This window comes from Spongiactinospora rosea, assembly GCF_003315795.1.
GTDB lineage: Bacteria > Actinomycetota > Actinomycetes > Streptosporangiales > Streptosporangiaceae > Spongiactinospora > Spongiactinospora rosea.
Map to the genome: position 1 here is coordinate 33,003 of NZ_QMEY01000027.1, position 18,304 is coordinate 51,306.

Below are 18,304 nucleotides of genomic sequence, written 5' to 3' on the forward strand. Positions count from 1 at the left end.
CTCGACAAACCTACAAGAGCGTTGTAGCTTTCTGCGCAGCGAGCCGGTGTGCGACAGCACACAGCGACACCGGCGGAAGGAGCCGGCGGATGAAACTGTCCGCGCAGCAGACCCACACCGAACCCGGCCTCACCGGCAGGCAGCCGTTGCAGGTCGAGGCCAGGTCCATCGACTACGTTCCCCTGACCGAGCGCCACGGCAAGGTCTGGCATCAGGGGCTGTTCTGGTTCACCGGCCAGTTCGTGCCGACCACGATGGTGGTCGGTTTCATCGGCCCCGCGATGGGGCTGTCCATCGGCTGGTCGGTGCTCGCGAGCGTGCTCGGCGTACTGATCGGCACCTGTTTCATGGCCTTCCACGCCAACCAGGGCCCGGCCATGGGGCTGCCGCAGATGATCCAGTCCCGGGCGCAGTTCGGGGTCCGCGGGGCGATCGTCCCGATGCTCGCGGTGGTCTTCGTCTACGTCGGCTTCAGCACGTTCGGCGTACTGCTCGGCACCCAGGCCATCCAGACCGTGCTCCCCGGGCCCGGCTGGCTGTGGGGGCTGGTGATCGTCGGGCTGGCCACCGTACTGGCCACCGTCGGCTACGACCTGGTCCACCTGGTGCTGCGCTGGCTGCCCTACGTGGTGGTGCCGATCTTCGCGGTACTGACGGTGCTCGCGCTGGCCGACCTGGAGCCCGCCGCCGCGGCGGCCCCGGCCGGGTTCACCGGCGCGGCGTTCCTCGCGCAGTTCACCGCCGCGATCGGCTACCAGCTCAGCTACGCCGTCTACGTCTCCGACTACTCCCGCTACCTGCCCCGGACGACCCCGGCCCGCAAGGTCATCGGCTACACGTACGCGGGGGCGGCGCTGTCCGCGCTCTGGCTGATGCCGCTCGGCACGTTCATCGCCGGGTCGGTCCCCGCGGCGGACGCGATGAGCAACCTCCGCGACATCGGCGACGGGCTGTTCCCCGGCTTCGGCGCCGCCGCCGTACTGATCCTGCTGGCGCCCACGGCCATCGCGCTGATGAGCGTCAGCCTGTACGGCTCGATGCTGTCCGGCATCAGCATCGTCCACTCGTTCCGCCCGATCCCGCTCAACCGGACGGCCCGCGCGGCCGGAATCCTCATCACGGCGGTCCTCATCTACGTCGTCTCCCAGGGCCTCCCGGTCGAGTACCTGGGCAGCTACAACGACTTCATCACCCTGATGCTGCTGGTCCTGGCCCCGTGGACGGCGGTCAACCTGGTCGACTACTACTTCGTCCGGCGCGGCCGGTACGCCATCGCCGAGCTGTTCAACGCGAACGGCCTCTACGGACGCTGGGGCACGCGCGGACTAGTGTCCTACGCGGCCGGGGTGGTCGCGCTGCTGCCGTTCGTCACCACCAACTTCTACACCGGGCCGATGGTCGCCGTGCTCGGCGGCGCGGACATCGCCTTCCTGGTCGGCCTCGCCGTCCCGGCCCTCGTGTACGCGGCCCTCACCCGCGGCTTCGACCCCGCCACCGAACTCCCCGCCATCACCGCCAGCCGCACCCTCCTCGACGGCGACCCGGCATGACAGGTGCCGGACTGGTCCGCCGGGGGGCGCCGGAGGCTCCGGCGGTGCTCTTCATCCACCCGGCCAACCTGCGGGCCGCCTGCTGGACGGCGGTGATCGAGCATCTGCCCGACGACTGGAACTGCGTCGCCATCGACCTGTCCGGGCATGGCGGATCGGCGCGTACCACGGCGTACAGCGTGCCCGGCTGGGCGGCCGAATGCGCCGAACTCATCCCCACGCTCGGCCTACGCCCGGTACACGTCGTCGGCGCGTCGGCCGGCGCCCCCGTGGCCGTGGAGCTGGCACTCGCCCACCCCGGCCTCGTGGCCACCCTGACCACCGTCGGAGGGGCCTTCGAGGCGCTGGGCGAGGCGGAGATCGGTGAGCTGGCCGAGCTGATCCTGGCCGGTGGCGGCAGTTCGGCGCTGGCCGCGGTGATCGCCGCCGAGCCCGGCCTGGACGAGGCGGCCCGGCGGCGGGTGATGGCCGACGTCAGCGTCAACGACGCCGCCGAGACCATCGCCATCTGGCGCACGGCCGGGCCCGCCGAGGGGCTGTCCAAAGCCCATCGCCTGTCCTGCCGCACGCTGGCCGTCGTCGGCGAACTCGACGCCGGATGCCCGCCCGCCGGTTCGGCCGCCTTCGCCAACGCCACCGGCGGCCGGCTCGCGGTCCTGCCCGGCCACGGCCACCTGCCGATGTACTCCGCCCCGGCCGAACTCGCCCACCTGATACGAGAGCACCTTTCAGAAGGGAAGTAGATGTCCACCCAGGACCCCCGGACGGCCCCCGCCGCCGACATCGCCGAGATCACCCGGCTGCACCGCGAGTGGTGGGAGGCCAACGTCGGCTTCGACATCGACCGCATGGTGAAGGTCTTCCCTGAGCCGGGCGACGAGTACCTGATGTTCAACTTCAACGGCCACCCCTACTTCGGCATGAAGGAGAAGGTGGCGCTCTGGCGCTGGTACAAGGAGCGGATCGCGCAGACCGGCGGCCTGGTCACCCGCATCATGCGGCTGGAGGTGCGCGGCGACACCGCCTGGCTGGCCTGTGAGTTCAGCATCGAGGCCGAGCAACTGGACGGCGGCGAGTGGACCGTCGACTCCGTGGACGCCGCCCACGGCCGGGCCACCGAGATCTACCACCGCGACGACGGCCAGGGCCGCCCGGAATGGCGGATGTGGCACACCCAGATCACCGCCCTGCCCGACCTCACCGAGGCGCGGCCCGGCTTCGACGACTCCACGGCGAGCCGCGGCCTCGGCTGGGTGCCCTGGGAGGCCCTTCCCGCCGCAGTGGAGGGCACGGCATGACCGCCCGCCCCCGGCTCGGCGTCGTACTCGGCAGCTCGCAGTCGCCCGCGCAGGTCGTGGCCGCCGCCCAGGCGGCCGAGTCGGCGGGGTTCGACGAACTCTGGGTCGGCGAGGACTACTTCTTCACCGGTGCCATCGCGACCGCCGGAGCCCTGCTCGCCGCCACCGAACTGCCGGTCGGCATCGGCATCGTACCGACCGCCTCCCGGCACCCGGCGCTGCTGGCCATGGAGATCGCCACCCTGGCCGGGATCTACCCGGGCCGCCTGACCGCCGGGGTCGGGGTCGGGGTACCGGACTGGCTGGACGCGATGCGGATCAGGCCCACGGCACCGCTCACCGCCGTACGTGAAACCCTCACCGGCCTGCGCGCCCTGCTCCAGGGCGAGTCGCTGACCACTGAGGGCAGGAGTTACGCGGCCGACGGCATCCGGCTGGAGCACCCGCCGACCCCGGTCCCGCCGCTGTACGCCGGGGTCGGCGGCCCCAAGGCGCTGCGGATGGCCGGGGGCACGGCCGACGGCACGGTGCTGTCGGTGCTGGCCGGTACCGAGTACATCCGGTGGGCGGTCGCCCAGCTCCAGGCGGGCGGCGCCGGGCCGGACCACCAGGTCGTCGCCTACGCGCTGTGCTCGGTCGGCCCGGACGCCGCCACCGCCCGCGACCGGCTGCGCGAACTGTTCGGCCTGTACCTGCTGACCGGCCCGCGCAACCCGATGACCGAGGCGCACGGCATCGCCGACGAGGCCGCCGCCCTGGCCGAACTGGACTTCGCCGACGCGGTGGCCAAGATCCCCGACGCCTGGCTGGACGAACTCGCCATCGTCGGCACCCCCGCCGACTGCGCCCGCCGGTTGACCGGCCTGGCCGCCGCCGGGGCCGACTCGGTCGCGTTGTGCCTGGTACCGGACGACGACGGCGGCCTGTCCCAGCTCCGGGCCATGGCCACGGACCTGCTCCCGCTCCTGCCCGAAGGCACGACGAGATGACCTTCTCCATCCTGAGCCACGACCCGCGCGACGGCTCCATCGGGCTGGCCTCCCAGTCGCACTTCTTCGGCGTCGGCAGCGTCGTCGGGACCGCCGAGCCGGGCGTGGGGGCCGTGGTGAGCCAGGCGTTCGCGAACACCGACTGGCCGCCCGCGGCGTTGGCCGCGCTGCGCGCGGGCCGGACCCCGCAGGACATCGTGGACGAACTGGTCCAGGGCGACCCGTGGGCGGCGTACCGGCAGGTCGCCGTCATGGACGCCACCGGGCGGCACGCCACGTTCACCGGCGGCCGGTGCGTACCGCAGACCGGTACGGCCACCGGGCCGGGCGTCGTCGCGGTCGGGAACATGCTGGCCGACCCCGGGGTGTGCGCCGCCATGGTCGCCGCGCACGACGCGTCGCCGGGCCCCGCCGAACGGCGGCTGGTCGCCGCGCTCGCGGCCGGTGAACGGGCCGGTGGCGACGCCCGCGGGTCCCAGTCGGCGTACCTGCGGGTGGTCGGCGGCGCGCGTACCGACCGGCCGTGGCGCGAGGTCCGCGCCGACATCCGGGTGGACGACGCCCCCGACCCGATCGGCGAGCTGGCCCGGCTGCTGCCCATCCAGCACGGCTTCCGCGCCGTCGGCGCGACACTGTTCACCCCGGGCGTCGTCATCGGCACGCCCGGCGAACTGGACCCCGCCACCGACCCGGCCGGCTTCGTGGACCTGCTGACCGAAGCCGTACCGGACCTCGGCGACAACCGGGAGGCGGCCCTGTGGCGCGCGGTCGTCCTGCTCCGCTTCAATGAGCCCGAACGCGGCGGACGGGAACTGGCCGCGCTGCTCGCCGACCGGCCCTCGCTCGGTCCCTTCGTCCGGGCGCTGGCCGAGGTCGGCATCCTGGCCGCCGCCGACGTCCAGGACGGTCCCGGATGACCGGGCACGTCTCGGCCGGACGCGTGACGGCGCTGACCGCCGAACTTGTCCGCGTGGACACCCAGAACCCGCCCGGCAGGGAGGCCGCCATCGTGTCGTCGGTGGCGGCGGTACTGGAGTCGTCCGGCTGCGAGACCAGGATCTTCGAGTCCCCGTCCGGACGCCCGTCGGTGCTGGCCCGGTACTCCTGCGGAAGACCGGGCGCGCCGACGCTGCTGTTCAACGGCCACCTCGACGTCGTGCCGGTGGCGGCGGCCGACTGGTCGGTGCCGCCCTTCGGCGGGATCGTGCGGGACGGCAGGGTCATCGGGCGCGGCGCGGCCGACATGAAGGGCGGCATCGCCGCCGCCATCGAGGGCCTGCGGGCCTGCCAGGACGCCGGGCTGCCGCTCGCCGCCGACGTGGAGTTCCACCTGGTCGCCGACGAGGAGACCGGCGGCGCGCACGGCACCGAGGCGCTGCTGGACGCCGGGCTGATCCACGCCGACGCCTGCATCGTCCCCGAGCCCACCGAACTCCGCGTCGCCGTCGCCGAACGCGGCTCGTACCAGGCCAGGATCGAGGTCACCGGCGAGTCCGGGCACGGCGGCGAACCCGGCCGCTCCCGTTCGGCCATCGCCGACGCCGCCCGGCTGGTCGGCGCGCTGCACCTGGCCACCTTCCACGACGAGGCCCATCCGCTGCTGGGACGGCCCAGCTGCAACGTGTCGATGATCCAGGGCGGCCTGGCGACGAACGTCGTCGCGCCGCACTGCGAGTTCGTCATCGACCGCCGCACCCTGCCCGGCGAGACGGCCGGCGACGTACTCGGATCGGTGGTCCGCAAGGCCCGGGAGACCTGCCCCGACGTGGACTTCACCGTCCACCCGGCGTTCTTCTGCGAGGCGTCGGAACTCCCGCTGCCGCACCCCTTCGCCGACCTCCTGCTCGACGCGGCCGGTGCCGGTTCCACCCCGGTGGGCCTCTCGCTGGGCACCGACGCCCGCTTCCTGCGCAACCGGCTCGGCATCCCCACCGTGGTCTACGGCCCCGGTTCGATGCGGCAGGCCCACGCCGTCGACGAATGGGTGTCCGTGACGGACCTCACGGCCGCCGCCCGTACGTTCGCGAAGGTCATCGCCTCCTTCGGCCAATAGGGTCGTTGGACATGACCCACACCGAGACCGAGATCGACGCCGAGCTGATCCGGGACCTGCTCCGCGACCAGCACCCCGACCTGGCCGATCACCCCGTGCGGCTCGGCGCGCAGGGCTGGGACAACCAGTTGTGGCGGCTCGGTGACGACCTCGCCGTCCGGCTGCCCTGGGTGACGGATGCCGAGGACACGCGGCTGCGCGAGGAGCACGCCTGGGTGCCCGGTCTCGCGCCGCGGCTGCCGCTGCCGGTCCCCGTGCCGCAGCGGCTCGGTGAGCCTTCCGCGCGGTTCCCGCGGCCGTGGATCGTCACCACCTGGGTGCCGGGCGAGCCCGCCGACCGCGCCCCCGTCACGCGCGCCGCGGAGGCGGCCGGCGTCCTGGCCGCCTTCCTGACGGCGCTGCACCGGCCCGCCCCCGAGGACGCGCCCCCCGGCCGCTTCGGCCGCGGCGGCCCGCTGGCCGGGCTCTCCGAGGGTTTCGCCGGGCAGCTCGCCGCGGCCACCGGACTGGGGCTCGTCCCCGACCCGGACGCCGTACGCGCCGTCTGGGACGACGCCGTCGCCGCCCCCGCCTGGACGGGCCCGGCGGTGTGGCTGCACGGCGACCTGCACTCGGCCAACGTCCTCACCGCGGACGGCGCCTTCTGCGGCGTGATCGACTTCGGCGACCTCTGCTCGGGCGACCCGGCCTGCGACCTCGCCGCCGCCTGGACCCTGCTGCCGGACGGCGCCATCGACCGCTTCCACGCCGCCTACCGCCCGGCCCCGGACGCCGCGACCCTGCGCCGCGCCCGCGGCTGGGCGGTACTGGTCGCGCTGGTCGGCCTCCAGGTCGGCGACGCGGGCGTCCACGGCCGCCCCGGCGGCAAGGCCACCTGGGGCCCGCCCGCCCGCGCCGCGCTCCGCCGCCTCGTCAGCCCCGCAGCCGGTACCGGATCGGCAACCGCTTGAGGCCGCCGACGAACGTGGTCGCGACGTGCTCCGGCCGGCCGGCGAGTTCGATCGTCTCCAGCCGGGACAGCAGCTCCTCGAAGAAGGCCCGCACCTCGATCCGGGCCAGCGCGGCACCCAGGCAGAAGTGCACCCCGAACCCGAACGCCAGGTGCTTGTTGGGGTCACGGCCCACGTCGAAGCGGAACGGTTCGTCGAAGACCGCCTCGTCCCGGTTCCCCGACGGGTAGGACAGCAGTACCGACTCGCCCTCGCGGATCGTCACGTCGCCCAGGCGGTAGTCGCGGTTCGCGGTCCGCATGAACTCCTTGACCGGCGTCACCCAGCGGATCATCTCCTCGACCGCCAGCGGCAGCAGCGTGGGATCGGCGCGCAGCCGGTCGAGCTGGCCGGGGTTCTCGATCAGCGCGTGCAGCCCGCCGGAGATCGTCGAACTGGTGGTGTCGTGCCCGGCGGTCGCGATGATCACGTAGTAGGAGGTGGTGTCGAGGTCGTTCAGCGGCTCGCCGTCCACCGTGGCGTTGGCGATCGCCGAGGCCAGGTCGTCGGTCGGGTGGCGGCGGCGGGCGGCGGTGAGCTCCTGGAAGTAGCCGAAGAAGTCCAGCAGGACCGCCATCTTCTCCTCGGGGGTCTCCCCGCGGCGCATGTCGCCGTCGTCCCCGCCGAACATCTCCTGGGTGAGCTTGAGCATCCGCCCGAAGTCCGACTCGGGCAGCCCGAGCAGCGACAGGATCACGTACAGCGGGTAATGCGCCGCCACCTGCTGGACGAAGTCGCAGGTCCCGCCGAGCGCGGCCAGCCGATCGACGTGCCTGCGGGCCAGCTCCCGAATGCGCGGTTCCAGGGCGCGCATCGCCTTCGGCCGGAACCAGTCCGCCCCGATGGCCCGGGTCACCCGGTGATCCGGGTCGTCCATGTGGACCAGCGTGCGCAGCGCGGGGGCGCCCTGCTCGACCTTCCGCCTGACCTCGGCGTCGAGGGCCGCGGGCAGCAACTGCGGGCGGGGCGCGTTCAGGAAGATCTGGTGGTTGCGCTCGATCTCCATGATGTCGGCGTGCCGGGTGATCGCCCAGAACGGACGGTAGTCCTCGGGTTCGACCCAGTGCACCGGGGCCTCGCGGCGCAGCAGCGCGAGCGCCTCGTGCAGCCGGTCGTCGTCGGCGTACGCCTGCGGATCGGCGAGCGCGCGGCCCGCCTCCTCCACGGTCAAGCTCATCCCGGCCCCCTCAAGATCGTCACATGTGCCGGAGACCACTCAATCACGGGGGTTCTCCGGTCCCGATTCCGGCACTCTCGATCCCCCGGAGGTCGTACGGGGCGGGCGGCTCGCCCCGTACGAGACGCGAAAGGCGTCAGAGCAGCGAGAGCGCTTTGGCCACCCCCGGGTCGCGTCCGGTGGCCAGGTCGAGGGCCGTCATCGGGGCGTGGTGGTCGACCGGTACGCCGACCGTGTCGATGATCTCGCGGGCGGGCCCGAGGTGCCGGACCTGGGGGAGCAGCAGGACGCTGCCGTCGTCGAGCAGGTACGCCTTGCCCGGGCCGGAGACGGCCCCGGCGGTGCGGGTCCCGATGAGGGTGCCCAGGCCGTTGTCCTTGACCGCCGCGCTGAAGTCCTCGCAGGCCGAGGCGCACGCGCGGTCGGTGAGGACGATCAGCCGCGAACCGAGCAGCGGCACGCTGTCGTCCGTCCGGTTGGGCACGCAGTCCCCCTTCAGGGGACAGAAGTAGCTGGTGATCTTGCCGTGCGCGAACGCGCCGAGCAGCCGGGTCACCTCGTGGGGCGACCCGCCGCCGTTGCCGCGCAGGTCCAGGACCACGGCCTTCGGCTTGTCCCGCAAGGCGGCGATGACCTTGTCGGCGGCGCCCTTGAAGAAGCCGGGCAACCGGACGTAGGTGGCGTCGCCGGGCAGCGGCTTCGTCGTCACCTCCGAGGGCTGCCGGGTGAGCGGGCCCTGCTTGATGCTGACGGTCCGGGTCCGCCCGGTCGTGGGGCGCTTGAGGGTGAGCCGTACCGTTTCGGCGGCGAGCAGGCCCGGAACGCCCTGGTTGATGGTGTCCCCGATGAACGTCGGCACGCCGTTGACCTTGACCAGGATGTCGCCGGGACGTACGTCCGCCTTGGCGGCGGGGCTGCCGGGCAGCACCCGGGTGATGTACAGCGGCGGCCGGGCCGCCGGGTCCAGCCCGTCGCCCTGCTGCGCCGACGCGCCCACGATGCCCGTCCCGGTCGGCCCGCCCGCAGGCGGCGGGGGCGGTGCGATCCAGCGGGCGTGGTTGTCCTGGAGCCCGGCGACCATGCCGGTGATCGCGGCGCGCAGCGCGCCCGGGTCGCCGGTGCCGAGGGCCTTGGCGAAGGCGGTCCAGTCGGTGTCGCGGTTCCCGGTCAGCGCGGGCAGCCGCAGGTCGGCCCGGTCGGTGCCGTACCGCAGCAGGTGCCGGGTGTAGGCGGAGAGTGCGCTCTTCAGTAACCCGGTGGAGTCCATGACCGGGCCGCTGTAGTAGTTGTCCAAGATGCAGGAGTACGCCTGGCGCAGCGTGTCCACCGAGGTCGGCGGCGCCGAATCCGGTGGCGGAGCCGTGGCCGGTACGCAGTCGGCGTTCGGGGCGGGGGCCGCCGCCGCGGGGGCGGTCATGGCGCAGGCCGTCACCAGGACGGCGGCGCAGATGGCTTTGATCATGGCCGCCAGCATGGCGGGGGGCGCGTTTCCCGGCTGTGAACGCGATGGTTAACGCGGCTGTAACCGCGATTGGTGTATGCACGTCGGCATGCGGGTTCTGGTGGCCGAAGACGAACGTGACCTCGCCGATCTCGTGGCGGTGGGGCTGCGCCGCCACGCCATGGCCGTTGACGTGGTGTACGACGGGCTCGCCGCGGTGGAACGGCTGGCGGTGCACGACTACGACGTCCTCGTACTGGACCGGGACCTGCCCGAGATGCACGGTGACCTCGTCTGCCGCGAGCTGGTCGCGCGCGGGAGCCGTACCCGGATCCTGATGATGACGGCGGCGGCGTCCGTTCCCGAGCGGGTGGCGGGCCTGGGGATGGGCGCGGACGACTACCTGCCCAAGCCGTTCGACTACGCCGAGCTGGTGGCCCGCGTACGGGCTCTGGGGCGGCGCAGCCGGCCGCACGTACCGCCGGTGCTGACCCGTCAGGGGATCGTGCTGGACACCCACCGGATGCAGGCGTCGCGGGACGGGCGGCACCTGCACCTGTCGCTCAAGGAGTTCGCCGTGCTGGAAGTGCTGATGCGGGCCGACGGCGCGGTGGTGAGCGCCGAACGGCTGCTTGAGGAGGCGTGGGACGAGCACACCGACCCGTTCACCACGGTGGTGCGGGTCGTGGTCAGCCGGTTGCGCGGCAAACTGGGCGACCCGCCGTGCATCCACACCATTCCCGGCGCGGGATACCTGCTGTGACGACGATCCGGGTACGGCTCACCCTGATCTACTCCGGGCTGTTCCTGCTGACCTCGGTCGTGCTGCTGATCACCGTCAACCTGCTGCTGCGCCAGGCGCTGGACGCGCGGATCGCGCGGCTGCCCGAGGAGGCGGTGGCCCCGTCCGAGGTCGGGCCGCGGCCCGACCGCCCGCTGCGCCCGCCGCTGCCCGAGCTGGTGAACGACGTGATCGGCTACCACTGGGAGGTCACGTGGTTCACGGTCGGGGCCCTCACGCTGGTGTCGCTGATCGTCGGCCGGTTGGTCGCCGGGCGCATGCTGCGGCCCGTCCACCGGATCACCGCCACCGCGCAACGGCTGTCCCTGTCCACCCTGCACGAACGGATCGCGCTGTCCGGGCCGCAGGACGAGCTGAAGGAACTCGCCGACACCTTCGACGCGATGCTCGACCGGCTGGAACGCTCCGTCGCGGGGCAGCGGCGGTTCATCGCGAACGCCTCCCACGAACTGCGCACCCCGCTGGCCGTCCAGCGGGCGGCGATCGAGATCGGGCTGCCGGAGGACGTCGGCGAGATCCGCCGCACGCTCCTGCTCAACAACCGCCGCGCGGAGCACCTCATCGACGCCCTGCTCGTCCTGGCCCAGGCGGAACACGGCCTGGACAAGCGCACCCCGGTGGCCCTGGACGAGGTGGTACGGCTCGTCCTGGCGGAGAAGGTCTCCGACGGCATCACCGTGACGGGCAGGGTGGAGCCGTTCGTCGTCGATGGGGATCCGGTACTGCTCAACCGGCTCGTCACCAACCTCGTGGACAACGCGATCCGCTACAACCACCCCGGCGGAACCGTCGAGGTGACGCTCTCCCGTGGCGTCCTGACGGTACGCAACACCGGCCCGCACGTCCCTCCGGAACGTTTCGGCGATCTCTTCGAGCCCTTCCGGCGGCTTGAGACCACCCGCACCCAGGGCGCCGGACTCGGGCTGTCGATCGTCGCCTCGATCGCGAAGGCGCACGGGGCCGACGTACGGGCGAGCCCCAATCCGGGCGGCGGCTTGGAATTCGTCGTGCAATTCAACCGGATTCCGCGTTCTGCCAGACGAGCGTGAACTGCTCGTGGAAATGGCCGAACCACTCACCGTCCCGGGCCCGCTGGACGCTGAACGAGGGCCGTAGGTCGTAGTCGCCGTGAAAGGACATCAAACGCAGGTCCATACGGCCGTCCGGGAGCCCGGGGTCGTAGGCGTAAAGGGTGTAGGGCGGCAGATAGTCGATCTGGCGCAGGCATAGCCCGGGGAATTCGGCTTCGAGCCCGTGCAGGATGTCCAGGTTGTTGTCCAGGGCCTCGCGCAGCCGCCCGATGTCGGAATCGGCCGAACGGAACGCGGCCATGGTCATCGCCGCCCCCGCCCGGGTGATCAGCAGCACCCTGACCCGGACTCCCCGGGTGAGCGCCTTGTGGACGAAGGGCCGCAGGAAGGGCAGGTACATCGGCAGGACCGCCCCCCACAGCCACACCTCCTCCCGCGCCTGCCCGATCCGGGCGGCGACGTCGTTCACGTCCTGGCGTTCCGCGAAGAACCGCGCGGCGGACTCGTCCCTGCCACGCCCCCGGTCGCCCGCCACCCGCTCCAGCGCTTCGAGCCACACCCGTACCTGCCGCTCGTCATGGACCTGGAAGGCCGCGAGCAGGTCCCTGAGCAGGGACGGCCGCGGCGGCCGGACCCCCTTCAGCACGTCGTGCACGGTCGAGGTCGGCAGTGGCCGCCGATGACCCATGCCCCACTGCTCCAGCTCGCGCAGCGACAACGGCGGGTACTGGGAACGCCGCAGCTCCGCCAGGCACTCCGCGAGTTCTCCGGCCGTCCGGACGGCCGCCACCCGGGCCAGAAGCTCATCGCCGCGCACCTTTTCCACGCTAACCGTCCGCGCCGGGTGCGGCCGTCCGGGCGGGACACCGGACGAACGGGGATTGCCGGACAGATCGCCGGACTGAGCCACTGGGAGGGATCACCCGCAACGAGGAAGGGTTCGTCATGACACATGTGGTCGTCATCGGTGCCGGTCTCTACGGCGCGGCGGTCGCCGCGGGGCTGGCCAGGCGGGGCGCGCGGGTCACGGTCGTGGACGGCGGCGCTCCGGGGCAGGGTACGTCCGGGGCGACGTTCTCGTGGATCAACTCCTGCGGCCGGAAGCCGGAGGTCTACCACCGGTTCGCGGTGGCGGGCGTACGGGCCCACCGCAGGCTGGCGGCCTCGGCGCGGCACGGCGACTGGTACCACGAAACGGGCGATCTGGCGTGGGCGACGGACCCGGCCCAACGCGAGAAGCTGCGGCGGAAGGTCGCCGACGGCCTGGCGCAGGGCGAGGAGGTGCGGTGGCTCAGCCGGGCCGAGGCCCTGCGCCTGGAGCCCGGCCTGGACCCGGACCGGCTGCCCGCAGAAGAGATCGCGTACTTCCCCCGCGAGGGCTGGATCGAGCCGGCCCGGTTGATCGGCCACCTGCTGGCGTACGCGCTCACCCGGGGCGGCGAGCTGGTCCGCGACGACCCCGTCACCGGCCTTGAGGTGGCCGGTGACCTGGTACGCGCGGTCCGCCTCGCCTGCGGACGGCGGTTACCGGCGGACGCCGTGGTGAACTGCGCGGGCCCGCAGGCGGCCCGAATCGCCGAACTCGCGGGCCTGGCCCTGCCCATGCGCAACACCCACGGCGTCGTGATCTGCACCTCGCCGGTGGCGGTGTGGATATCGCACGTCGTCCACGCCCCGGACGTCCACCTGCGCCCGGACGGCGGCGGCCGCCTGCTGCTGCACGCCCCCCGCATCGACGGCCCGGCCGACGCCGTACTCGCCGCCGCGTCCGCGCTCTACCCGGCCCTGACCGGCGCCACCGTGGAAAGCGTCCGGGCAGGCGAACGCCCCATCCCCGCCGACGGCCTCCCCGTTCTGGGCCGGGCACGCACGCTGCCCAACTTCCACTTCGCCGTCTCCCACAGCGGCGCGACTTTGAGCGTCCACGCGGGCGACCTCGTCGCGGCAGAAGCCCTCGGCATTCACCAGGACACGGCCCTGGCCGCTTTCCGTTTCGAGCGATTCCTGCCTCGATCGGCGCGATAATGACCGGATGAGGGGGTGCTGATGTATTTGGTTTATCGGTCGTGGGAAGAAAGCCCGCTGGGCAAGGTGGTACGGCATTTACCTCAGCCGACCGTCCTTTCCTGGGTACGCGGAATGTGGGCCGAGGCCCCGGAGGACGATCCCGATGCGGATCCGCCGGGGGCTCGGCAGAGTCCAGGAGTCACCCGACGGCTATGAGGTGCTGGAACTCCACCAGTGCGGATGAACGGGTCACATCGCGATGAGGTAGCCGACGACTCCGACCAGGGCGAGCGGTACGACCAGCGCGAGGCTTTCCAGCCGATGGCGGTGCGTACGCCCCAGCGCGAGGGGCACCAGCAACGCGACCGCCGTGAGGATCAGCGCCGTGGACCACCCGAACGTCCCCGACAGTACGTTCTTCAGCGCCTCGGCGATGAACACCCCGCCCAGCGCGGCGAGCCCGATGTTCGCCTGCCACCTGCGGCTGCTGCGGTACCAGGCCCCGGCGATGCCGAAGACGACGCCCGCCACGACGCCGAAGCCCATCCAGATGAAGGCCACCGGGCTGTAGAACGTGGCGCTGTCATCGCCGAGAAAGACGACGGCCGAGGCGTAGTAGCCCTCCACGGCGAGTACGAGCAGAAGCGCCCCGGCCACGGACACCCGCACCAGGCCCTCGACGCCCCACGCGCCCACGGCGAACGCGGCGACGGCCCACACGGCCGGGGAGTTCGCGAGGTTGGCCCACGGGTAAGGCAGCGTCACCTGGCCCAGCAGGTCGACGGGCCCGAGAAGCAGCCCCCCGGCCGTGGCCACGGCCATCAGCACCCACGTCGCGGGAACCGCGTTCCGCGACGGCGCCGACATCACGGTCCCTCCTCCGGTGGCGTGGGCCGTGGCCAGGTGACGGCGGAGAACACCACCGAGCAGGCCAGGAACCCGGCGCACATCGCCGCGAAGCCGGACCAGAACGAGCTGAGCGACGTACCGAGGTCGATCCCGAGCAGCAACGCCGTGACGAGCCCCGCCGACACCCCCGCGACCAGGCCGGGGACGTACCGGGGCGGCTTGTGCGCCACGGCCCCGGTGAGCGGCAGCACCAGCGGGAACAACGCCACGGCCCACCCCGCCCTCGGCTCCCCGGACAACGCGAGCCGCACGGCCGTCACGACAGCCGACACACCGACCGCCACCACCGTCCAGATGACGAGCTTGAGCGGGTGATAGCGCCGATTGTGCTCGGACGCGTAGGCGTCAGGACCGAACGTCCAAAAGGTAAGGAGTTCTCCGATCATGTCGCCTATATGCGACCTGTCATCCTCACGTCCCATTCCTAAACTCGCCACATCCATCCCCCACGCCTCGTATGCACTGCCCCGGCGAGTTGTCAAAGCCCGGATCGGCATGGCCGTCCTGAGCCGATCGCGGTGTGCCGCCCCGTGAACACCGGCACTATGGGCGCTCATGCTACGCGCCTCCCGGGGTCGAGACGGTGATGACCATGAGCACAAGTGACGAAAGGGCGGCGGTGCTCGCTCTCACCAAGGCCACCCGCGACCGGCCCTGGCACCACACCGCCCGAGCCATCGCCATGGCCGGCAGCGCCCTGAGACTCCTCGATGGCGAACCGAGCGAACTGGACGCACTGGACGCACTGGACGACGACGACAAAGCTCACGTAGCGGCCATCCGGGGCAGGCTCCAGCACGGCGACGTGGCCTGGGCGCGCGACCTCATCGCCGCCATGCGGTCGCACGGCCACCGGCTCATCACCGTGCTGGACGACGCCTACCCCGGCAACATGTTCTGGACGAACGACTACCAGCCGTTCCTGTGGACGCACGGCCACCCGGCCTTCACGGACGATCGGTCCGTCGCCATCGTCGGCGAGGACGATCGCGATCACGCCGCCGCCGTCGCCCGCGCCGTCGCGGAGGCGGGATTGACCGTGGTCGCGCCACTGCGCACCCGGCTCGATGCGGCCGTCCACGAGAGCGCCATCGCCGCCGGTGGCCGCACGGTGGGAGTGCTGGACGGCGGAATGGGCGAGCGTACGACAGGCGGCCGGTACGCGAGTGTGGCCCGGCGGGTAGTCGAGCACGGCGCACTGGTCTCGCAATTCTGGCCCGATACCGTCTCCACCGAGCGGACGGTAGCGCTCACCTGCATTGTGACCTGCGGATTAGCCGCCATTACCTATGTGGTCGACGGCCGAAGCGGCGGTTTCAGCTCGCCGCATGTGACGAACTCCCTCAAGACGGGCAAGCCCGTATTCGTACCTCAGCGGCTTCACCAGGAACAACCGTGGGTCGCCCAGGCCGGTTTCCGGGGAGGCATCACTGTCGTCCAGGACATTGACGACTTCTGCAAGCCGGCGGTCAATCTCGTAGATATGAGCTCCCAACCGACCATGTTCTGATCATGGGTGACGCCAAGGCGCTCACCGACTCGGTCATTTCACTTTTCAGGAACGTTCCGGCGGTACGCCCCGGCGTCTGCCGGATCTGCTTCGCCGGGCCCAACGACAGGCCCAACGGCGAGCCCTACGAGGTCTGCTCAAGCTGTGATCGCACCACGAAGCACGTTCGCCGGCATGTGGAGCCCGTGGTGTCGATCTCGCTGGCCGTCGAGAAGGGCGACGACAATCAGCTCTTCAGAATGGTGGCTCGCAAGGAGGCCATCCCCCGCGGCGGACGACCAATGAGGCCGGACAACTTGATGGCGGCCACCCTGTCCCGCTTTTACGAGGCTCACAAGGCATGCCTCACCGGGCTGGCCGGAGGCCCGTTCACCATGGTCACCACGATCCCGAGCACCCGGCTTGACCGCCCGGCCCAGGCGTTCCACATCATGCCGCGGGTCGTCGGCATGGTCGACGCGCTGAAGCACCTGTACAAGCCGCTGCTGCTGGCCGATGAGACGCACGCCAGGGTGCTCACCAGGCGCCGATCACACCCGAACGCCTTCCGGACCATGGGCGTGCCGGAGGGCGGCCAAGCCCTCAGCGGCGAACGGGTGCTCCTGGTGGACGACCTGTTCGTGTCGGGCGCCCATGTGCAGAGCGCCGCGTCGGCACTCCTCGAAGCCGGAGCCGAGGAGGTGGTCGCCCTCGTCATCCTCAGGCTGATCGTCCCGGCGCCCTGGCATGCGAACAGGACGAACATCTGGCAGGAGGCCGGCGCGCGGCCGTTCTCCTTCGCCCGCTGCTGCCTCTGCGATCCGACCACTGCGGGCGACCAAGGAATCCACTAGGGCCTGGCCGGCTCTGGGACGACCCCCCACATCAATGTGGAGCCCTTCAACAGCCGTTCTGTCGGCCTGATCCCGGTCAGGTGCTCGACGAGCAGGAAGGCGGGGCCGTCATGGGGGCGGACGAGCGGTGGGTAGAGCCGGTCGATCTCGGCCATCGTGGGCGCGAGTTCGGCCGGAGGGTCCATCGGGTATCCCTCGTCGTGCTCGAAGCAGAACCTGATCTCGCCGTCCTCGCACCAGTAGAAGTAGTCGATGCACTTGACGCCGAGGGCGGCCTGGGAGACCAGGCGGGTGCCCTTGGAGAGTTTCCTGATCACGTTGGGGTCGGTGCCGAGCCAGTCGGTGTCGAAGACGAACGTCCAGTCGCCGATCGCGGTGACGCCCAGTGGCCCGTCACGGTCCGGGTAGTCGTCGTCCGGGTCGTCGGGGAAGGGGCCCGGCTGGAAGCCCGCCCAGTGACCGCCGAGGCGGGCGACCACCTCTTCCGGTGTGGCACGAACGTAGATGAAGGAGTAGTGGTCCTCGGAGTATTCGCCGCAGAGCCAGGAGACGTCGGGGGGCTGCATGGTCATGGTCGTCATGCTGCCAGCGGCCACCGACAATCAGATGCCCATCGCAGACCGCGATCTACTTGATCGGAGACCATCGCTTTTCACGATGAGCCGGCGTGGCGGCCCGGACCTGGGCCGGGCGGGGGGTTCTTCGCCGGCCGCGCCTCCGCGACGCACTCACGGGCGGCCGTGGACGCCGACCTCGCCCGTCTCGTCCACGACCGGACGGCCGCCCTGCTCGGACTGCCGTAGGGCACGGTTCCGGCGGCCGCCGGCGCGGTGGCGGCGGACGTCGCCGAGGTCGGTGACGTCCGCCGCCTCCAGTTCGACCCGGAAGTTCGCCCGGTACTCGCGGGGCGACATCCTCTTGAGTTCGCGGAAACGCCGGTTGAAATTGGAGAGGTTGGCGAAACCGGAATCCGCGGCGACCGTGGACACCGAGCGATCCGTGTCCCGCAGCAACTGGCACGCCCGGTTGACGCGGACGAGGTTCACATAGTGCGAGACGGTGAAACCGGTACTCCGGGCGAACAACCGGCTGGCGGCACTGGCGTGCATGTGCGCCGCCGCCGCGATGTCCTCCAGCGTCAACCGCGCCGTGTAACCGGAATGGATCGCCTTCATCATGGCCTGGATCCGCACCGCCGCGCCCTGATGGAGAACCGACGGGCTCCGGCCCGTCGCCAGCAGGATGTAGGGCTCCCGGCTCAGCGTGACGAGGATGCGCAGCAGTTCGACCGTCCGCTCCGGGGGCGCGAGCCTGCTCAGGTCTTCGAGCGGCGGCAGCGCGCCGGGAAAGCGGATGCCGCGCAGGGCGTCGTCGAGCATCCGCCGCACGTTCCCGAACACCGGCGAGCCGAAGAACTCCGGCCCGAGGAAATCCCGGGCGAAGTGGACGACGATCGCCTCGATCGGCTCGCTCTCCGGCGTCGTCACATACGTGTGCGGCAGATCAGGGCCGAACAGCGCGAGGTCTCCCGGCCGGTACTCCTCCACGGAATTACCGGCGAGCCGGGTGCCGGTCCCGTGCATGATGTACGTCAGCTCGTATTCGGGATGGAAATGCCAGTACGCCTCCAGCCGGTGCTCCCGGAACCGCGTGTAGCGCCAGTTCACCGGGAACTCCGGTTCGAGGTGTTCGTAGAGGATGCGCATCGGCGGTGT

General features: G+C 71.6%; 19 protein-coding genes. 12 read left to right on the forward strand and 7 right to left on the reverse strand.

Annotated elements, in window-relative coordinates; translation table 11 throughout:
• Positions 1 to 89 precede the first annotated feature (89 nt).
• The 7 genes from DP939_RS37755 to DP939_RS37785 are packed head-to-tail and all read left to right on the forward strand — an operon-like array spanning position 90 to position 6,840.
• Positions 90 to 1,550 (forward strand): purine-cytosine permease family protein, encoded by a 1,461-nt coding sequence (locus DP939_RS37755; RefSeq protein ID WP_113985639.1) that lies wholly within the window; start codon positions 90 to 92, stop codon positions 1,548 to 1,550.
• Positions 1,547 to 2,293, forward strand: a complete 747-nt coding sequence (locus DP939_RS37760) for an alpha/beta fold hydrolase (RefSeq protein WP_113985640.1) — start codon at positions 1,547 to 1,549, stop codon at positions 2,291 to 2,293. Before DP939_RS37755 ends, DP939_RS37760 begins: the two co-directional genes overlap by 4 nt.
• On the forward strand, positions 2,294 to 2,848 hold the full coding sequence (locus tag DP939_RS37765; protein WP_113985641.1) for a YybH family protein: 555 nt from the start codon (positions 2,294 to 2,296) through the stop codon (positions 2,846 to 2,848).
• A complete protein-coding gene (locus DP939_RS37770) occupies positions 2,845 to 3,837 on the forward strand; it encodes an LLM class flavin-dependent oxidoreductase (protein WP_113985642.1) in 993 nt (330 codons plus the stop codon). Before DP939_RS37765 ends, DP939_RS37770 begins: the two co-directional genes overlap by 4 nt.
• Positions 3,834 to 4,754 (forward strand): DUF1028 domain-containing protein, encoded by a 921-nt coding sequence (locus DP939_RS37775; RefSeq protein ID WP_113985643.1) that lies wholly within the window; start codon positions 3,834 to 3,836, stop codon positions 4,752 to 4,754. The genes DP939_RS37770 and DP939_RS37775 overlap by 4 nt, the downstream gene beginning before the upstream one ends.
• Entirely contained in the window at positions 4,751 to 5,890 is a 1,140-nt protein-coding gene (locus tag DP939_RS37780; protein ID WP_113985644.1) for a M20 family metallopeptidase, read from the forward strand. The genes DP939_RS37775 and DP939_RS37780 overlap by 4 nt, the downstream gene beginning before the upstream one ends.
• Before the next feature lie 11 nt (positions 5,891 to 5,901).
• The gene (locus DP939_RS37785) at positions 5,902 to 6,840 is read left to right on the forward strand and encodes an aminoglycoside phosphotransferase family protein (RefSeq protein ID WP_113985645.1); all 939 of its coding nucleotides are present in this window, start codon (positions 5,902 to 5,904) and stop codon (positions 6,838 to 6,840) included.
• Here the strand turns inward: DP939_RS37785 and DP939_RS37790 are convergent.
• Both DP939_RS37790 and DP939_RS37795 read right to left on the reverse strand, forming a co-directional pair.
• Positions 6,803 to 8,056: a cytochrome P450 gene (locus DP939_RS37790; RefSeq protein WP_113985646.1), complete on the reverse strand. Its 1,254-nt coding sequence runs from the start codon at positions 8,054 to 8,056 to the stop codon at positions 6,803 to 6,805. The two genes, DP939_RS37785 and DP939_RS37790, sit on opposite strands and share 38 nt — an antisense overlap.
• A 136-nt stretch (positions 8,057 to 8,192) precedes the next feature.
• Positions 8,193 to 9,518, reverse strand: coding sequence for a S41 family peptidase (locus tag DP939_RS37795; RefSeq protein WP_158578927.1), 1,326 nt, complete (start codon positions 9,516 to 9,518; stop codon positions 8,193 to 8,195).
• Positions 9,519 to 9,606: 88 nt separating this feature from the next.
• Here DP939_RS37795 and DP939_RS37800 point away from each other — a divergent pair, with 88 nt between their 5' ends.
• Entirely contained in the window at positions 9,607 to 10,260 is a 654-nt protein-coding gene (locus DP939_RS37800; RefSeq protein ID WP_113985718.1) for a response regulator transcription factor, read from the forward strand.
• Positions 10,257 to 11,348 (forward strand): sensor histidine kinase, encoded by a 1,092-nt coding sequence (locus DP939_RS37805; RefSeq protein WP_113985648.1) that lies wholly within the window; start codon positions 10,257 to 10,259, stop codon positions 11,346 to 11,348. The genes DP939_RS37800 and DP939_RS37805 overlap by 4 nt, the downstream gene beginning before the upstream one ends.
• On the opposite strand, the gene DP939_RS37810 is transcribed toward DP939_RS37805, so the two are convergent.
• A complete protein-coding gene (locus tag DP939_RS37810; RefSeq protein WP_147268298.1) occupies positions 11,314 to 12,147 on the reverse strand; it encodes a hypothetical protein in 834 nt (277 codons plus the stop codon). The genes DP939_RS37805 and DP939_RS37810 overlap by 35 nt on opposite strands.
• A 128-nt stretch (positions 12,148 to 12,275) precedes the next feature.
• Here DP939_RS37810 and DP939_RS37815 point away from each other — a divergent pair, with 128 nt between their 5' ends.
• On the forward strand, positions 12,276 to 13,355 hold the full coding sequence (locus DP939_RS37815; protein WP_113985650.1) for an NAD(P)/FAD-dependent oxidoreductase: 1,080 nt from the start codon (positions 12,276 to 12,278) through the stop codon (positions 13,353 to 13,355).
• A gap of 231 nt (positions 13,356 to 13,586) precedes the next feature.
• Here DP939_RS37815 and DP939_RS37820 read toward each other — a convergent pair whose 3' ends face one another.
• A complete protein-coding gene (locus tag DP939_RS37820; protein WP_113985651.1) occupies positions 13,587 to 14,204 on the reverse strand; it encodes a DUF6518 family protein in 618 nt (205 codons plus the stop codon).
• Positions 14,204 to 14,632 carry a hypothetical protein gene (locus tag DP939_RS37825; RefSeq protein WP_113985652.1) on the reverse strand — a complete coding sequence of 143 codons (429 nt, stop codon included), beginning with the start codon at positions 14,630 to 14,632 and terminating at the stop codon, positions 14,204 to 14,206. The genes DP939_RS37820 and DP939_RS37825 overlap by 1 nt, the downstream gene beginning before the upstream one ends.
• Positions 14,633 to 14,832: 200 nt before the next feature.
• On the opposite strand from DP939_RS37825, the gene DP939_RS37830 reads away from it, so the two are divergent.
• Positions 14,833 to 15,756 (forward strand): DNA-processing protein DprA, encoded by a 924-nt coding sequence (locus DP939_RS37830; protein ID WP_113985653.1) that lies wholly within the window; start codon positions 14,833 to 14,835, stop codon positions 15,754 to 15,756.
• A gap of 2 nt (positions 15,757 to 15,758) precedes the next feature.
• Positions 15,759 to 16,589 (forward strand): hypothetical protein, encoded by an 831-nt coding sequence (locus tag DP939_RS37835; RefSeq protein ID WP_113985654.1) that lies wholly within the window; start codon positions 15,759 to 15,761, stop codon positions 16,587 to 16,589.
• On the opposite strand, the gene DP939_RS37840 is transcribed toward DP939_RS37835, so the two are convergent.
• Positions 16,586 to 17,161: a DUF6461 domain-containing protein gene (locus DP939_RS37840; protein ID WP_225878733.1), complete on the reverse strand. Its 576-nt coding sequence runs from the start codon at positions 17,159 to 17,161 to the stop codon at positions 16,586 to 16,588. The two genes, DP939_RS37835 and DP939_RS37840, sit on opposite strands and share 4 nt — an antisense overlap.
• Before the next feature lie 156 nt (positions 17,162 to 17,317).
• Positions 17,318 to 18,295, reverse strand: coding sequence for an AraC family transcriptional regulator (locus DP939_RS37845; RefSeq protein ID WP_113985656.1), 978 nt, complete (start codon positions 18,293 to 18,295; stop codon positions 17,318 to 17,320).
• Positions 18,296 to 18,304: the final 9 nt, after the last annotated feature.

Excerpts from the sequence above, each read along its gene's own strand:
- DP939_RS37755 (WP_113985639.1), top strand. The coding sequence starts at position 90 with ATGAAACTGTCCGCGCAGCAGACCCACACCGAACCCGGCCTCACCGGC.
- DP939_RS37760 (WP_113985640.1), top strand. The coding sequence starts at position 1,547 with ATGACAGGTGCCGGACTGGTCCGCCGGGGGGCGCCGGAGGCTCCGGCG.
- DP939_RS37765 (WP_113985641.1), top strand. The coding sequence starts at position 2,294 with ATGTCCACCCAGGACCCCCGGACGGCCCCCGCCGCCGACATCGCCGAG.
- DP939_RS37770 (WP_113985642.1), top strand. The coding sequence starts at position 2,845 with ATGACCGCCCGCCCCCGGCTCGGCGTCGTACTCGGCAGCTCGCAGTCG.
- DP939_RS37775 (WP_113985643.1), top strand. The coding sequence starts at position 3,834 with ATGACCTTCTCCATCCTGAGCCACGACCCGCGCGACGGCTCCATCGGG.
- DP939_RS37780 (WP_113985644.1), top strand. The coding sequence starts at position 4,751 with ATGACCGGGCACGTCTCGGCCGGACGCGTGACGGCGCTGACCGCCGAA.
- DP939_RS37785 (WP_113985645.1), top strand. The coding sequence starts at position 5,902 with ATGACCCACACCGAGACCGAGATCGACGCCGAGCTGATCCGGGACCTG.
- DP939_RS37790 (WP_113985646.1), bottom strand. The coding sequence starts at position 8,056 with ATGAGCTTGACCGTGGAGGAGGCGGGCCGCGCGCTCGCCGATCCGCAG.
- DP939_RS37795 (WP_158578927.1), bottom strand. The coding sequence starts at position 9,518 with ATGATCAAAGCCATCTGCGCCGCCGTCCTGGTGACGGCCTGCGCCATG.
- DP939_RS37800 (WP_113985718.1), top strand. The coding sequence starts at position 9,607 with ATGCGGGTTCTGGTGGCCGAAGACGAACGTGACCTCGCCGATCTCGTG.
- DP939_RS37815 (WP_113985650.1), top strand. The coding sequence starts at position 12,276 with ATGACACATGTGGTCGTCATCGGTGCCGGTCTCTACGGCGCGGCGGTC.
- DP939_RS37820 (WP_113985651.1), bottom strand. The coding sequence starts at position 14,204 with ATGTCGGCGCCGTCGCGGAACGCGGTTCCCGCGACGTGGGTGCTGATG.
- DP939_RS37825 (WP_113985652.1), bottom strand. The coding sequence starts at position 14,632 with ATGATCGGAGAACTCCTTACCTTTTGGACGTTCGGTCCTGACGCCTAC.
- DP939_RS37830 (WP_113985653.1), top strand. The coding sequence starts at position 14,833 with ATGACCATGAGCACAAGTGACGAAAGGGCGGCGGTGCTCGCTCTCACC.
- DP939_RS37835 (WP_113985654.1), top strand. The coding sequence starts at position 15,759 with ATGGGTGACGCCAAGGCGCTCACCGACTCGGTCATTTCACTTTTCAGG.
- DP939_RS37840 (WP_225878733.1), bottom strand. The coding sequence starts at position 17,161 with ATGACCATGCAGCCCCCCGACGTCTCCTGGCTCTGCGGCGAATACTCC.
- DP939_RS37845 (WP_113985656.1), bottom strand. The coding sequence starts at position 18,295 with ATGCGCATCCTCTACGAACACCTCGAACCGGAGTTCCCGGTGAACTGG.